This is a genomic window from Georgenia subflava, assembly GCF_009193155.1.
In the GTDB taxonomy this organism is placed as follows: Bacteria; Actinomycetota; Actinomycetes; order Actinomycetales; family Actinomycetaceae; genus Georgenia; species Georgenia subflava.
Map to the genome: position 1 here is coordinate 15,385 of NZ_VUKD01000001.1, position 14,191 is coordinate 29,575.

General features: G+C 69.2%; 14 protein-coding genes. 6 read left to right on the plus strand and 8 right to left on the minus strand.

Features of this window, described 5'->3' with window-relative positions:
* The first annotated feature begins 91 nt into the window (after window positions 1-91).
* Window positions 92-1,198: a heparan-alpha-glucosaminide N-acetyltransferase domain-containing protein gene (locus tag GD748_RS00080; protein ID WP_193312739.1), complete on the plus strand. Its 1,107-nt coding sequence runs from the start codon at window positions 92-94 to the stop codon at window positions 1,196-1,198.
* 46 nt (window positions 1,199-1,244) lie between these two features.
* On the opposite strand, the gene GD748_RS00085 is transcribed toward GD748_RS00080, so the two are convergent.
* Window positions 1,245-2,483: an Nramp family divalent metal transporter gene (locus GD748_RS00085; protein ID WP_226920582.1), complete on the minus strand. Its 1,239-nt coding sequence runs from the start codon at window positions 2,481-2,483 to the stop codon at window positions 1,245-1,247.
* Window positions 2,484-2,891: 408 nt separating this feature from the next.
* The gene (locus tag GD748_RS00090; protein ID WP_152193193.1) at window positions 2,892-3,281 is read right to left on the minus strand and encodes a heavy metal-responsive transcriptional regulator; all 390 of its coding nucleotides are present in this window, start codon (window positions 3,279-3,281) and stop codon (window positions 2,892-2,894) included.
* A 75-nt stretch (window positions 3,282-3,356) separates the two neighbouring features.
* On the opposite strand from GD748_RS00090, the gene merA reads away from it, so the two are divergent.
* Window positions 3,357-4,787 (plus strand): mercury(II) reductase, encoded by a 1,431-nt coding sequence (gene merA / locus GD748_RS00095; RefSeq protein ID WP_152193194.1) that lies wholly within the window; start codon window positions 3,357-3,359, stop codon window positions 4,785-4,787.
* Between the two features lie 621 nt (window positions 4,788-5,408).
* Here the strand turns inward: merA and GD748_RS00100 are convergent.
* From GD748_RS00100 to GD748_RS00120, 5 genes are all read right to left on the minus strand, one after another.
* Window positions 5,409-5,909, minus strand: a complete 501-nt coding sequence (locus GD748_RS00100; RefSeq protein ID WP_152193195.1) for a WD40/YVTN/BNR-like repeat-containing protein — start codon at window positions 5,907-5,909, stop codon at window positions 5,409-5,411.
* 35 nt (window positions 5,910-5,944) lie between these two features.
* On the minus strand, window positions 5,945-6,265 hold the full coding sequence (locus tag GD748_RS00105; protein WP_152193196.1) for a hypothetical protein: 321 nt from the start codon (window positions 6,263-6,265) through the stop codon (window positions 5,945-5,947).
* 109 nt (window positions 6,266-6,374) lie between these two features.
* Window positions 6,375-7,019 (minus strand): DUF305 domain-containing protein, encoded by a 645-nt coding sequence (locus GD748_RS00110; RefSeq protein ID WP_193312740.1) that lies wholly within the window; start codon window positions 7,017-7,019, stop codon window positions 6,375-6,377.
* Between the two features lie 317 nt (window positions 7,020-7,336).
* Window positions 7,337-8,449, minus strand: coding sequence for a HAMP domain-containing sensor histidine kinase (locus GD748_RS00115; protein WP_152193197.1), 1,113 nt, complete (start codon window positions 8,447-8,449; stop codon window positions 7,337-7,339).
* Entirely contained in the window at window positions 8,446-9,156 is a 711-nt protein-coding gene (locus GD748_RS00120; RefSeq protein WP_226920584.1) for a response regulator transcription factor, read from the minus strand. Before GD748_RS00120 ends, GD748_RS00115 begins: the two co-directional genes overlap by 4 nt.
* A gap of 200 nt (window positions 9,157-9,356) precedes the next feature.
* Here GD748_RS00120 and GD748_RS00125 point away from each other — a divergent pair, with 200 nt between their 5' ends.
* A complete protein-coding gene (locus GD748_RS00125; RefSeq protein WP_152193199.1) occupies window positions 9,357-9,758 on the plus strand; it encodes a four-helix bundle copper-binding protein in 402 nt (133 codons plus the stop codon).
* A 201-nt stretch (window positions 9,759-9,959) separates the two neighbouring features.
* Complete coding sequence (locus GD748_RS00130; RefSeq protein WP_152194295.1) at window positions 9,960-10,487, plus strand: DUF305 domain-containing protein; 528 nt, start codon at window positions 9,960-9,962, stop codon at window positions 10,485-10,487.
* A gap of 112 nt (window positions 10,488-10,599) precedes the next feature.
* Here GD748_RS00130 and GD748_RS00135 read toward each other — a convergent pair whose 3' ends face one another.
* Window positions 10,600-11,166, minus strand: a complete 567-nt coding sequence (locus GD748_RS00135; RefSeq protein ID WP_152193200.1) for a M23 family metallopeptidase — start codon at window positions 11,164-11,166, stop codon at window positions 10,600-10,602.
* 592 nt (window positions 11,167-11,758) lie between these two features.
* Between GD748_RS00135 and GD748_RS00140 the strand changes: the two genes are divergently transcribed.
* Both GD748_RS00140 and GD748_RS00145 read left to right on the plus strand, forming a co-directional pair.
* Complete coding sequence (locus tag GD748_RS00140) at window positions 11,759-12,856, plus strand: IS110 family RNA-guided transposase (protein WP_405002653.1); 1,098 nt, start codon at window positions 11,759-11,761, stop codon at window positions 12,854-12,856.
* A 565-nt stretch (window positions 12,857-13,421) separates the two neighbouring features.
* On the plus strand, window positions 13,422-13,997 hold the full coding sequence (locus GD748_RS00145; protein WP_193312741.1) for a CueP family metal-binding protein: 576 nt from the start codon (window positions 13,422-13,424) through the stop codon (window positions 13,995-13,997).
* Window positions 13,998-14,191: the final 194 nt, after the last annotated feature.

Genomic DNA, 14,191 nt, shown 5'->3' on the forward strand with positions numbered 1-14,191 from the left:
CAGGATTCTGCCCATCAACCGCGTTCCACCGAGGGCAGCAGGGGCAGCCGGGGTGAGCCGCCCGGCCGGCCGAATTCCCCCGCCTCGCCTGGTGGGGATCGACGTCGCCCGCGGTCTGGCGGTCCTGGGCATGTTCGTCGCCCACCTGGGTGAGGACGGGCCCGGCGGCCGGCATGACCCCGAGTGGTTCGTCATCGCCGACGGGCGCTCCTCGGCCCTGTTCGCGTTGCTTGCAGGTCTCTCACTCGCACTGACCAGCGGGCGACAGGTCCTCCCCTCGGGGGCGACGCTGATCCGGGCGCGGATCGCAGCGTTTGTCCGTGCCGGACTCCTTCTCCTCATCGGCAGCTTCCTCGTCGCCCTCGGCACACCGGTGCTCGTCATCCTGCCGGCGTATGCCGTGCTGTTCGCTCTAGCCGTCCCCTTCTTGGCCCTGCGTCGCAGGTGGCTGGTGCTGGGCGGCGTCGCCGCCGCGGTGATCTCCCCGACGGTAATCTTCGCGCTCACCACCCCCACCGCCGATGGCCGGCCCAGCGTGCTCGCAGACCTTACCGGCATGTCTGACCCGGTCCGGCTGCCGATGGACGAATTCGTGACCGGCCCCTACCCGGCACTCGTCTTCCTGGCCTACGTCCTGCTCGGGATGGCCGTAGGCCGAAGCGACCTGTCCCGGGTCCGGACCCACGCCGTGCTGGTGGGCGCCGGCACCGCCCTCGCATTCATCGGTTGGGGGACCTCGTACCTCGCGCAGGACTCCCTCGGACCCGATGCCACGCCTCTGGCGTCGCGCCTGGTCAGTGCCGCGGCGCACGACAACTCCTCCCTCGAGGTGCTCGGGAACAGCGGCACCTCCCTCGTCGTCATCGGCCTGTGCCTCCTGCTGACCCGTCCGACGACAAGGCGTGGTCGCACCTTCGCCAACGGTCTCGCCCCGATAGCAGCGACCGGCGCCATGCCGCTTACCGTGTACTCCCTGCAGATCGTCGCGATCTTTCTGCTCGGCAACGACGTGGTCTGGAACCCGCGGTCGAACGCGGTCCTGATCTGGTTCATCGCGACCGTCCTCATCGGGTCTTGGTCGTGGCGACTCCTCCTCGGCCGCGGGCCGCTCGAGCGCCTCCTCAAAGCGGCCGTCGACACTACGCTGGCGAGCCTGGCCCCACAGTCGCGCCGCCGCGGCCCACATCCGGGCGACTGACGATGATCGCGTCCCTCCTTTAGCCGGTTCTGTCGGCGTGACTGACTCAGGCGCCGGTGATGGTCAAGGCGATCAGGGTGAGGTTGAGCGTCGTGATCAGGAGCACGACGACGCCCATCGCCCATCCGGTGAGGCGCCGGTTGACCGCGGTGCCCATCAGTTCTCGGTCGCCGGTCAGGCGCAGCAGCGGGGCCAGTGCGAACGGGATGCCGAAGCTGAGGATCACCTGGCTGATCACCAGCGCCCATGTCGGGTCTGCGCCCAGAGAGAGCAGCGCCAGGGCGGGGATCATCGTGATCGCACGGCGCAGGAGCAGCGGGATCTGCCGGTGGATCAAGCCCTGCATGATTGCCGCTCCGGCATAGCACCCCACCGATGTGGAGGCCAGTCCCGAGGCCAGCAGGCCGACGGCGAAGACGAGCCCGATCGTGGGTCCGAGGTTGGACACCACTGCGGCGTGCGCCCCCTCGATCGTGTCCGTCCCCGGGACGCCTCGCAGGCTGGTCGCCGCAAGGAGCAGCATCGCGATGTTGACCGCACCGGCGACCCCCAGGGCTCCCAACACATCCCAGCGTGTCGCGCGTACCAGATGCACGTGGCCGTCGCGCAAGGCGGCGGCTCCGTGCCGGTCCCGCGCGAGCGCGGAGTGGACGTAGATCGCATGCGGCATCACCGTCGCACCCAGCATGCTCGTAGCCAGCAAGAGACTCTCGGTGCCGGCGAAACGTGGTACCAGACCAGCGACCACGTCACCCGCGGCCGGTGGGTTCACCACCAAGCCCGCGACGAATCCGATCGTTATGACGCCGAGCAGGGCTATGACGACCGACTCGAACTGCCGCTGCCCAAAACGGTTCTGGACCGCCAGGAGCACCATCGAGACACAGCCCACGATCACTCCCCCGACCAGCAGCGGTGTGCCGAACAGCAGGCGCAAGGCGATCGCGCCGCCTATGACCTCGGCGAGGTCGGTGGCCGCCGCAACGACCTCAGCCTGCGCCCAGAACGCCAGCCGTGCCGGCCTGCGAAGCCGGTGCCCGATCAGCTCCGGCAACGTACGCCCGGTGACCAGGCCGAGCTTGGCCGACTGGTACTGCACCAGCACCGCCATCGCGTTGGCTGTGACGAGCACCCACACCAGCAAGAATCCGTACCGGGCGCCGGCGGTGAGGTTGGCCGCGACATTGCCCGGGTCGACGTAGGCGATCGCCGCGACAAAGGCAGGCCCGAGCAGCGGCACGACTCTTCGTCGACGCCCCAGCGTGCCCAGTGCCTCAGCGGCCACAGCCACCTCCCGGCGAAAGTTCGGTATGCCGAACTTTAGAGTGACCAGTACAGCACAGACCCCCGGCGCATTTCAGCCTGCCTGCCGTAACTCGCTCTTGGTCATGAGACGCGCCAGGTGGTGAGACAGACACGCAACCCTCGCGACCGCTCAGCAACGATTACAGAGTTGGCACGTGGCAGCCGGTCTATTTCTGCGCCCGGCGAGGCGGGACAGAACTCACTCGTCGTCGCGAAGGCGGAGCGCGACCCAGATCCCGCAGCGGCGGCAGATGTAGGCGGGCTCGCCGCCGAGGGCGTGAAGGGACTTGCGCGGCCGCACCCGGCCACAGCAGGAGCACCGCAGTTTCGTGTCATCGGCCATGTGGGATTCGGTTTCTGTCGGGTGGTGACAACGCGGGCCGGTGGATCAGAGGTAGTGGCAGACGTCCTCGGGTGGACAGGTGGTCGGATCGGCTCCTGCGGCGTGGTCGCGTAGCTCAGCGATCGCGGTCCGCAGCTGCTGGAGCTCGGCGATCTGGCGGTCGATGGTTTCGATCCGGGCTTTGAGCAGGTCGGTGACGTGCCGGCACGGTGCCTCGCCGCCGTCGCGGATCTGGAGCACCTGACCGATCTGGGCCAGGGTCAGGCCGGCGGCCTGGCCGCGGTGGATGAAGCCCAACCGGCCCAGCACTTCGGCGTCGTAGTCGCGGTACCCGGACCGTGTTCGCTCCGCCGGCGGTAGCAGCCCGACGTCCTCGTAGAACCTCAGGGTCTTCGTGCTGGTGCCGGCTGCCTGCGCCACTTCACCGATTCTCATTCGCCTCATCCTCCCTCTTGACCTTCCAGCGTACTGGAAGGTTCATGCTGTTCTCATCGAGACGGGAGAAGATTCATGGCGCGTACATACGACCTGGCAGTGATCGGGTCCGGCGGCGCGGCGTTCGCTGCGGCGATCCGGGCCACCACCTTGGGCAGGACGGTAGTCATGGTCGAGCGCGGCACGATCGGTGGCACCTGCGTGAACACCGGGTGTGTGCCGTCCAAGGCGCTGCTCGCGGCCGCCGAGGCCCGGCACGTCAGCCTCGATGCCAGCCGATTCCCAGGCCTCGCCGCGACGGCGGGCCCGATCGACATGCCCGTGCTGATCGCCGGCAAGGATGAGCTGGTGGGCTCGCTACGGGCCCACAAGTACGTCGATCTTGCCGCCGACTACGGGTGGGACCTGCGCCAGGGTGACGCCACCTTCACGGGCACGGCCGGGAACCCCGTCCTGCAAGTCGTCTCTCCCGACGGCTCGGTGGAGGCTGTCCACGCCGAGCACTATCTCCTCGCCACCGGCTCGGCCCCCTGGGCGCCGCCAGTCGCCGGGCTCGAAGAGACCGGCTACCTGACCTCCACCACGGCGATGGAGCTCGACCACGTCCCCGACTCCCTCCTGGTCCTCGGCGGCGGCTACGTCGCCCTCGAGCAGGCCCAGCTCTTCGCCCGCCTTGGCTCCCGCGTGACCATGCTGGTCCGCTCCCGGCTGGCCTCGCACGAGGAGCCCGAGGCCTCCACTGCTCTCCTGTCAGCCTTCACCGACGAGGGCATCGACGTCATCCGCCGCGCCGTGCCAACGGAGGTGCGCCGCGATGAGGCCACAGGCGAGGTCGTCGTCAGCGCCACAGTCGCCGGCACGACCCAGGAGTTCCGCGCCGCCGACCTGCTCGTCGCAACCGGCCGGCGAGCCGTCACCACGGGTCCCGGCCTAACCGCCGTGGGCGTGGAGACCGGTGAGCTCGACGAGGTCGTCGTCGACACACGGCTACGGACCACCAACCCGCGGATCTGGGCCGCCGGCGATGTCACCGGTCAGCGCGACTTCGTCTACGTCGCCGCTGCCCACGGCACCCTCGCCGTCGACAACGCCCTCACCGGAGCCCGCCGAGAGGTTGACTACCGGCACCTGCCCCGGGTCATCTTCACCAGCCCCACCCTCGCCGCCGTCGGGATGACTGACCGGCAAGCCCGCGCGGCCGGGATCCGGTGCGAGTGCCGCGTCCTGCCGCTCGAACACGTGCCGCGCGCCATCGTCAACCGGGACACCCGGGGACTCATCAAGATGGTCGCCGACGCAGACACCGGCCGCATCGTCGGCATCACAGCCCTCGCCAAGGACGCCGGCGAGCTCGCCGCCACCGGTGTGTACATCCTCGAGGCCGGCATGACGGTCGATCAGGTCGCCCGACTGTGGAGCCCATACCTGACCATGTCCGAAGGTCTCAAGCTCACCGCACAAGCCTTCACCACCGACATCACCAAGCTCTCCTGCTGCGCGGCCTGAGCAGAACTTCCTGGGCGGCTGGGGCTCGCAGGCACCGCAGGCTGCGCGACTTTGCACCACGCCCACGTCATCATCACCGAGGGCGCCTCGCTACGGCTCAAGCGAGGCCATAGCCGGACGCAGGGTGGTCCCCTTGAACTAACCCTCAGGGAGATCAGCTGACCGCGGACAGGGAGACGAACTGTCCACCCCAGGGGCATCATCTGTCCACGAGGACATCTCGCTGTCTTGACAGGAGCGTCGGCGACGGTGCCATCGGCCAGCATGTGCACCGTGATGACCCGGGAGCGCCACGTCAGCCGCACCTACCCGGCGGTGTTCATCATGACCCGAGCCGCGATTGCGGCCTCACGGATCTGGACTCCTTCACGGGCCGTCTCGCGGTGCAGGCAGCTCACCGAGGTCCTTGTTCCCCGGCGGACGGTGGCCTCGGGTGGCGGTCTGCGTGGTGTGCTGGGGTACCGGCATGCCGGCGGACTCGGCAGACCCGGCCCATCCGCCTCACCGACGCCGACAGCATCCAGGCGGTGGCAGGGCGAGTACCCCTTCGTGTGACCTCGGGTCAGCGGACCGCTCAAGAGAGGTACATCTCCCAACGATGAGCCTGTACCCGGTGCAGCTTCAGGGTCCGACGATCGGCTCCCATGTCCGGCCGCCATCGTTGGTGCGGACCACGTGGGTGCCGAACGCGGCCAGGTAGGTGTCCTCGTCCACCGCGGTGAACGCACTCGGCTCACCGTTCTCCGGTCCGGCAGAGGCCCACGCCTCCTTGAAATGCCACAGCACTCCGGCGGCGTCCAGGCCGACTAGGGCGGTTGCCTCTTCGCCGCCAGGGGGGAGGTGGTCGACGACGACAAGTGGGCGGGGCGGCTGCTTCTCAGCCGGGCTGAACGTGAGTGCGCCGTCCGTGCTGACGAGCAGGCCTTCAGCGGTCGTGGCCACGATCCGGTCCGGGTCGGCCGGATCAACATCGAGGTCCCGGGCCGGCAGGCTCGCCGCCTGCTGCCACGTGCCGCCGGCGTCGTCGCTGCGCATCACCGCACCGGTGGCCGAGTCCAGGCCGTAGACCCGGTCATCGACAGCGGTCAGGCCGTGGAAGTCACTCTGCCCGCCCAGGGACACCTCCTCCCAGGTCTGGCCGCCGTCGGCGGTGAGGATCAGGCCCAGGTTGCTCGGCCCAGGATCGTCTGGCGCTGGATGGCCGCTGGCCAGGAACGTGTCGTCGTCGACGACCGTGAAGCCCCCATCAGATCGGTCCGGGAAGTGCCGACCAGGCGCGCTCCGGCTTCGTCGTCGGCGGTGTACAGACCCTGGTGGGTGGCGACGTACACAGCGCCGTCGGACGGGTTCATGCCCAGGCCGTGGACGTGACCGAAGGAGGTGGCCGGGTCGGTCGTGACCGGCGCTGGTGGGTTCTCTTCGGTCGCGGGCTGGGAGCAGTCGGTCAGCACTAAGGCCACAGCCACGCCCAGGCTCATCCGGGCAGCGCATGACACGGACACAGAACTCTCTTTCGGCTGGTGGACCAGGTGACCGGCGACCTGCCGCCTTGGGGATTGGGGCAGACCACCGTCAGTAGGGCTAGGTTCACCGGTCCTGCAGCATCTGCTCCATCTGGGCGATCTCTGCCTGCTGGTCGTCGATGATCGTCTGCGCGAGCTCGAGCGCCTGGGGGTTCTCCCCGTCCGCGAGCTCCTCCTCGGCCATGGTGACCGCTCCCTGGTGGTGGGCGGTCATCAATTCCAGGAAGCGGCGGTCGAAGTCGGTGCCGGACAGACCCTCGAGCTCGGCCATCGCCTCCCCCTGGCTCATCCCGTCCATCTCCATGCCGCCGTGGCCTTCCATGCCACCCATGGGCTCGATGTCCTCGCCCCAGGCCTGCAGCCAGGAGGTCATCTGCTCGATCTCCGGCCCCTGTGCGGCGGAGATGTCTTCTGCGAGCGACCGCACGTCCTCGTTCTCCGCCTTCTCCACCGCCAGGTCTGCCATCTCGATTGCCCCCTGGTGGTGGACGATCATCATCTGCGCGAACATCGTGTCGGCGTCGTTGTGGGCCTGGGCGACCGCTCCGTCCCCGGTCGAGCCGGTGGGTTCCGCAGGCGTCGGTTCCTGGGTGGCGGCGCTCGTTGCGGTTGTGGTCTCGGCGGGCTCCTGCGAGCCGCCGCACGCGGCCAGGGTCAGGGCGAGGACGAGCGCGCCGGTGCCGGCGGCCAGGCGGGAGGTGGTCTTCACGGGGTGGCTCCAACGGTCGAGGCGATAAGTCTTCCGCTAGTGAACGCGAGCGGGGGGCACCGACGCCAGCCAGGGTCGTGGTCTTCATCGAGTCTTCATCGAACCCGGCCGAGATCTTCGTCGCACGTGCACCGTCTGCCCGCACGAGCTGCGGGAGAGTGTCAGCCGTTCCCCGTGATCGGGTGGAGGAGGCGACGTGTCGGTGCAGCTATGGGCCACCGTCGTGGCCGTGTGCGTCGGTTGCGTCGGCCTGGCGGTGTGGGTGGTGTCGGCGATCTTTCCTGCCCGGCGGTCGTGGCAGTGGCGAGACGCCCTGCTCAGGCGGGGTCAGCGGCGGGGAGCTCGACGGTAAACGTCGCACCTTGCCCCTTGCCGGGACTGGCGGCGGTGACCTCTCCGCCGTGGGCGCGCACGATCGACCGGGTCACCGCCAGACCAATCCCGGAACCGCCATGGGCGCGGTCTCGGGCGGTGTCGGCCCGGTAGAACCGTTCGAAGACGTGCGCCAGGTGCTCGGCCTCGATGCCGTCCCCGTCGTCGGCGACCTCGATGCGGACAGCTGCCTCGTCCCGGGTGGCGCTGACGACCACGTGCCCGCCAGGGGCGGTGTACCGCAGGGCGTTGTCCAGCAGGTTGGTCAGCACCTGGCCCAGCCGGTCCAGGTCTGCGTAGACCGCCGTGGTTCGTACCCGCTCCGGGACAGCGGCCCGGAGGTTGATCCGGCGGGCGGCGTACCGGGCGGCGGCCTGGGCCACCGCGGCGTCGATGAGCGCGCCGACCTGTACCGGTTGCCGGTGCATCGTCAAGCGTCCCTCCTCTGCGGTGGTGACCAGGGAGATGTCTTGGGCCAGACGCGACAGGCGGGCTACCTGGTCGCGCAGCATGGCGAGGACCTCCTCGTCCACGGGCACGACGCCGTCCTGAATGCCCTCGAGGTAGCCGTCCAGAGCTGCCACCGGGGTGCGCATCTCATGGGCGAGGTCGCCGAGCATCCGGGTGCGGGTCTGCTCGATGTGGCCCAGGTCGGCGGCCATGGTGTTGAACGACCGGGCCAGGTCGTCGAACTCTGCCCCCATGCCGACGGTGGGCACGCGGGCGGTGTAGTCACCGCCCGCGACCTGCGCGGCGGCCTCCCGCACCGTGGTCAGGGAGTGGCCGATGCGTCGCGTGACGAACACACTGACCAGGACCGACGTCGCCAGGGCCGCCGCCAGGGCCAGACCCAGTGAGTAGGCCGAAGCCGTGGCGAACGCCTCCTCTGTGTGGCGCACTACCCCCGGGTCGGAGGTTCCGGAACGCTCGATGTGGAGGTGGAAGACTGCGGGTCCGATGGCGGTTGCCACCGCCCACGCGGTCACCGCTCCCGCCAGGACGACGACGACGATCGCGGCCAGCAGCCGTGGCGCCAGGCCCCACCGGGCAACCCTCAACGGCCCGGGCCCATGCGGTAGCCGATCCCGCGGACGGTACGGATAAACGCCGGATCCGCCGGGTCGTCACCGAGTTTGCGGCGCACGTGCCCGATGTGGACGTCGACCAGGTGCTCGTCCCCGACCCAACCCGGGCCCCACACCGCCTCGATGAGCTGCTCCCGGGAGAAGACCATCCGCGGGCGGACTGCCAGAGCGGCGAGCACGTCGAACTGGGTCCGGGTCAGCTCCACCGGCACGCCAGCCAGGTGAACCTCCCTGCCAGCGATGTCGATCTCGAGCTCGCCGAACGTCAGCGGCCCGTCCACCTCGTCGGCTGTGCCGGTGCGGCGAGGCCGGCGCAGCACCACCCGCACTCGCGCCACCAGCTCCCGTGGGCTGAACGGCTTCGTCAGGTAGTCGTCCGCACCCACCGACAGGCCGACCAGCTTGTCGACCTCCTCGGCGCGGGCCGTGAGCATGATGATGTAGCAGTCCGAGAACGTGCGCACCTGCCGGCACACCTCCACCCCGTCCATGCCAGGGAGGCCCAGGTCCAGCACGACCACGTCCGGGTTCCACCGTCGGGCCAACCCCACCGCCTCGGCGCCGTCGCCGAGGGCCTCCACCTCGAACCGGTCCCGCCGCAGATAACTGACGACAAGCTTGGCAAGGGGCTCCTCGTCCTCCACGACAAGCACCCGGGCACCCCGATCCGTCACGCTCATGGCGTCCATCCTGCCCGCGAACGCGCCCCGGCAAGCTCACCGGGACCGGGACGGACATGCTGGCTGAGGGATCTTCATCGAATCTTCACAGTCGAACAGCACTCCCCCGAGTGCGCGGCGCACTGCACCGACCTAGCGTCGAGACGACCCGGGGCGGCGCCGACCGAAGGCCCGCCCATCCCGAGCGGAAGGACGGACCAATGCGAACCGCCGAGATGATGCAGACCTATCCTGCCGAGATCAACCTCGACCGAGACCTCCTCGCCAAGACCGTGGAGACCCTTGTCGCCTGCTCCCAGGCGTGCACCGCCTGCGCGGACGCCTGTCTGAGCGAAGACATGGTCACCGAACTACGCAAGTGCATCCGGGCCAACCTGGACTGCGCCGACATCTGCGACACCACCGCCCGGGTGCTTTCCCGCCACACCGGCTACGACGCCAACATCACCCGGACCGTGCTCCAGGCCTGCGCACAGGCCTGCAAGTCCTGCGGGGACCAGTGCGAGGCCCACGCGGGTCACCACGAGCACTGCCGCGTCTGCGCCGAAGCCTGCCGCGCCTGCGAGCAGGCCTGCAACGACCTGCTCGCCGCCATCGCCTGAGCATAACCACCAAAGCGGCGCTCGACCGCCCGTCAGGCGAACTGCAGCGGCGCCCCGTCTCCCCCGGGCCACACGAAAAAGGAAGCTGAACCTGTGCCGACCAACGAGGAGAACAACGCCGAGACGCACGGCCCCGGCGAGAGCGGGCCGCACCACCGGGGGCCGACGCACGCCTCAGGGACGTCGCACGAGCCGAAGAAGATGTACCTGCGGTTCGCGGCGATGCTCCTGACGGCCATGGTCGTCATGTACTGGGTCATGTTCCTCGGCTCCTGGGAGTGGAGCCACGTCCGCTTCAGCCAGAGCCGGGTCTTCATGGCCATCACCATGGGCGGCGCCATGGGACTGGTCATGCTCGCGTGGATGCTGAACATGTACAAGAACACCAGGGCGAATGTCGCCGTGGTCGTGATCAGCCTGCTGCTCCTGGCCGGCGGGACGTTCCTGGACCGCAGCCAGGCAACCGTCGACGACACCGCCTACATGAGAGCGATGATCCCCCACCACTCCCTCGCCATCACCCGGTCCGAACGTGCCGGGATCGAGGACGTCCGAGTGTGCGAGCTCGCCGTCGAGATCAGCGAGGCTCAGCGGCGCGAGATCTTCGAGATGGACTGGCTCATCAAAGACATCGAGCGCAACGGCATCGCGTCGTCGCCGCAGGAGGCCGACGCCCGGTCCGTCCCCGCCTACGAGGAACCAGCCGAGCGCCAGTGCCCGACCGGGTGAAGCGCCCGGTTACCGCCCCTTGGCGCGGCGGGGACGGTGCAACGCGAGCAGCTGCGATGGGCGCGACGTACGCGCCGGACTCCGTCGTGCCGGGCGGGCCGCACGCCTCACATCAGGGCGTGGACATCTCTTCCAGCCAGGCGAGTGGCTCCGTGGTGGTGAGCTCGTCGTCGACATGGACCTCGAAATGCAGATGCGGGCCGGTGGAGTTGCCGTTGTTGCCCACCCCCGCGATGACGTCACCAACGCTGACCTGCTGCCCGACACTGACATATAGGTCCGAGGCGTACATGTGGTTGTACCAGGTGTAATACGTCCGGTCATCGATCTCGTGCTCGACAATGACGAGCATGCTCGACCGGCCATCCTTGCCGGCACCGACATAGGTCACGACCCCGTCGGCAACCACGTGGATCGGTGTGCCTAGCGGCGCAGCGAGGTCGACGCCGGTGTGGAACTGGCTGCCGCCGCCGAGCGGGCCGACCCGGTACCCGTAGTGGGAGGTGATGCGGTAGCGCCCCGCATCGAGCGGCATACCGACCTGCTGGCGTTCTGGTGCCACCGCGGCCCGCAGCCCGCTCGCCCCACCGTCGTCCTCTGCCAGCTCGTCCCGCTCCTCGGCCCGCGAGGCGTGGACCACGGTCGCCCTGGCCGGAGCGGCCGCCACTCTCGCGAGCACCGTTGCACCGGAGGACTCCAGCGCCGCTCTCGCCGCCGAAGCCTCCAACGTCTCGAGCGCACTGACCGCTACAGGGACCACGACCGCACGACCGGATGGGGCGGCCTTGTCGACAGAGCTGCCCGCCCAGGAAGTCGACCCGACCAAGGACGCTGCCACCAGAACCGCGGCGGCCGGCGTCACGCGGGAGAACCGGGACCGACGGGCCTGGTCCTTGCGGAGATCTCGCCGACGCGAGGCCGACGTCCGGGACGCATGCTTCGAGCTCCGTACCTCCACGCGACCGACGGTCCTTGGGAGACCCGTGGGGGTGTGTCGATCTCGCCCGGCATGCGTCACCGAGGCTTGCCGTTCCGCTTCCCTGATCTGACAGTGATGATGTGTGTGGTGGTTCCTCGGGTGGTCTGACTCACGATCTGACCGACGCCTCGGCTGTCTTGTTTGCGATATGTCGGCTCGCTCGAGGGACCATCACGCACGCGACCGGACGGGCGCTGTGACCTCATAGGAGCTTGGTTCAGAAGCCCCGCCACTGTCTTGTCCGCCCGCCCGGCCGGCGCGTGCTGCCCACCGGATCAGCGAGAGGACAGCAGTGACCAGCATGACGGATCAGCACCTGGAAGTCATCGCCGGGGTGGACACCCACGGCCAGACGCATCACGCCGCGGTGGTCGACCGGCTCGGCCGGCACCTGGCCGACAAGGAGTTCGCGGCGACGGGCGCGGGGTACCGGCAGCTGATGACCTGGCTCGGCTCCCACGGCACCGTGGCCGCGGTCGGGGTCGAAGGCACCGGCGCCTACGGTGCCGAGCTCGCCCGGGTCCTGACCCGGTCCGGGCTGAGCGTGGTCGAGGTCGACCGCCCCGACCGCAAGATGCGACGGCTGCGGGGCAAGTCCGACCCGATCGACGCCTATGCCGCCGCGACCGCGGTGGCCTCGGGCCGCGCCACCGGGACCCCGAAGACCCGCGACGGGATCGTCGAGGCCATCCGCGCCCTGCGGGTCCCGCGACGCTCCGCGATCAAGGCCCGCACCCAGGCCATCAACCAGGCCCGTCAGCTCCTGGTCACCGCCCCCGAGGCACTGCGCGCGCAGCTGCGCGGCCTCTCCGCCACCGAGCTGGCCCGAACCTGCGCCCGGCTACGCCCCGACGACCTGGCAGGCCCGACCGGGGCAACCAAGGCCGCGTTGCGCCGCCTGGGCCGGCGGATCCTGGCCCTGGCCGAGGAGATCGCCGAGCTCGACGCCGAGCTGAAGACCCTGACCACCCAGGCCGCCCCTGCACTGCTCGTCCGCACCGGGGTCGGCCCGGACGTCGCCGGCCAGCTGCTGGCCACCGCCGGGGACAATCCCGACCGGCTACACTCCGAGGCCGCGTTCGCCCACCTGTGCGGCGTCGCCCCGATCCCCGCCTCCTCCGGGCGTCGGGACCGCCACCGCCTCAACCGCGGCGGGGACCGGGCCGCGAACCACGCCCTGCACACCATCGCCCTATCCCGCATGCGATGGGACCCGCGCACCAAGGCCTACGTCCAGCGCCGCACAAAGGAAGGACTCTCGAAGAAGGACATCATGCGTTGCCTCAAGCGCCACATTGCCCGCGACATCTACCGAGCCCTGATCCACGATCTCCAGGCCCGATACGCGCACCCCTCACCCCCCGCCGCCGACCTCCCACAGGCCGCTTGACATCCATAGGAGCATCGACGCGTCAACGGCGGCGTTGCCTCTGGGCGGGTGGGCGGCATGCATGGACCTCCTGCAGACGCACGAGGCGGCCGCAGAGGCCAGTGCAGTCTTGTGGACGACGGGGAGCTGTCACAAGACGATAACGACGTGACCCACGCGCGGGTAAGGGCCCAATTCGGCTCTTCATCAAACCTTCATCGCTCCAGCAAAGCGCCACCCTCGGCAACTATGAGCCGCGACAGCATTGCTGTTGACCAACAAGGCGACGGGCTCGGTACCCGGCTTGCACTGGCCCCTGGCCGCCATCAGACCGGGCCGCCGCCCGGCCTCTCGGCACCATGGACTCCGCTCGCTCTGCAGCACCAGCGGCTTCATCGAACCTTCATAACGCCAGGTCACCGAGCCGGGACCACAGCATCCCCCCGTGCCCGTGGGACCAACTACCCAATCGGGACGGAGCCGTGTACTTACGATGAACCGGTTGCCCCACGAGCGTCCCTGGCGGGCGCCGAGCCGCATGACATTGCCACCAGCCGGGACGGGCCGCCGAACAAGGAGATGTAACGTGAAGAAACTCGTGATGACAGCTGCAGCGCTGGTGCTGGTGCTCGCCGGCTGCTCATCTGCGGACTCGGCGCCGGAGCCCTCCGCCGGGGGCGCCGAGGCTGAGTTCCTCGACGCGTATGACCTGGCCGGGATGGATGCCGCAAAGATCATCGACCACCTGGACAGACTGGGGGGCGGCGAACGCCCCACAGACTTCATGGCCTCCGTACGGCCCGACGAGCTGGTGCTCTCCGACGGGCAGCGAGACCTGGCCCTGGACATGCCCGCGGACCGCTACTACCTGTCCGTCGCTCCCTACGTGAACCAGACCCACGAGTGCTTCTACCACAGCCTCACCACCTGCCAGGGCGAGCTCACCGGCGAGGACGTCGAAGTACGGATCCTCGATGAAGCGACCGGCGAGGTCCTGATCGAGGGGGAGACGACGACATTCGACAACGGCTTCGCAGGCTTCTGGCTGCCACGCGACGTCGAGGGAACGATCGAGGTCAGCTACGACGGGCTCACCGGCACGGCGGACTTCTCCACCACGGGCGACGGCGCAACCTGCGTCACCACTCTTCAACTGGCCTAGGCAACGCCTGTACCAGCAGGGCAGGCGTACGCCGCAGGCTTGTGTAAGCAACGGAGAGACACCCTTCGCCCCCGAAGCCGCCCCGCGAGGCGGCGGCTCGTGCGGAGCAGATAGGTAACGCGCCGTGCGTTCGCGTAGCGGAACACACATGACACCGAACCCCGCCGTCTACTCCGCTTGGCTCGGTGCCCCTA

What these genes read in the sequence shown, in the direction of transcription:
- GD748_RS00090 (WP_152193193.1), bottom strand. Translation starts at nt 3,281, where the DNA reads ATGAGAATCGGTGAAGTGGCGCAGGCAGCCGGCACCAGCACGAAGACC.
- merA (WP_152193194.1), top strand. Translation starts at nt 3,357, where the DNA reads ATGGCGCGTACATACGACCTGGCAGTGATCGGGTCCGGCGGCGCGGCG.
- GD748_RS00105 (WP_152193196.1), bottom strand. Translation starts at nt 6,265, where the DNA reads ATGAGCCTGGGCGTGGCTGTGGCCTTAGTGCTGACCGACTGCTCCCAG.
- GD748_RS00120 (WP_226920584.1), bottom strand. Translation starts at nt 9,156, where the DNA reads ATGAGCGTGACGGATCGGGGTGCCCGGGTGCTTGTCGTGGAGGACGAG.
- GD748_RS00125 (WP_152193199.1), top strand. Translation starts at nt 9,357, where the DNA reads ATGCGAACCGCCGAGATGATGCAGACCTATCCTGCCGAGATCAACCTC.
- GD748_RS00130 (WP_152194295.1), top strand. Translation starts at nt 9,960, where the DNA reads ATGTACCTGCGGTTCGCGGCGATGCTCCTGACGGCCATGGTCGTCATG.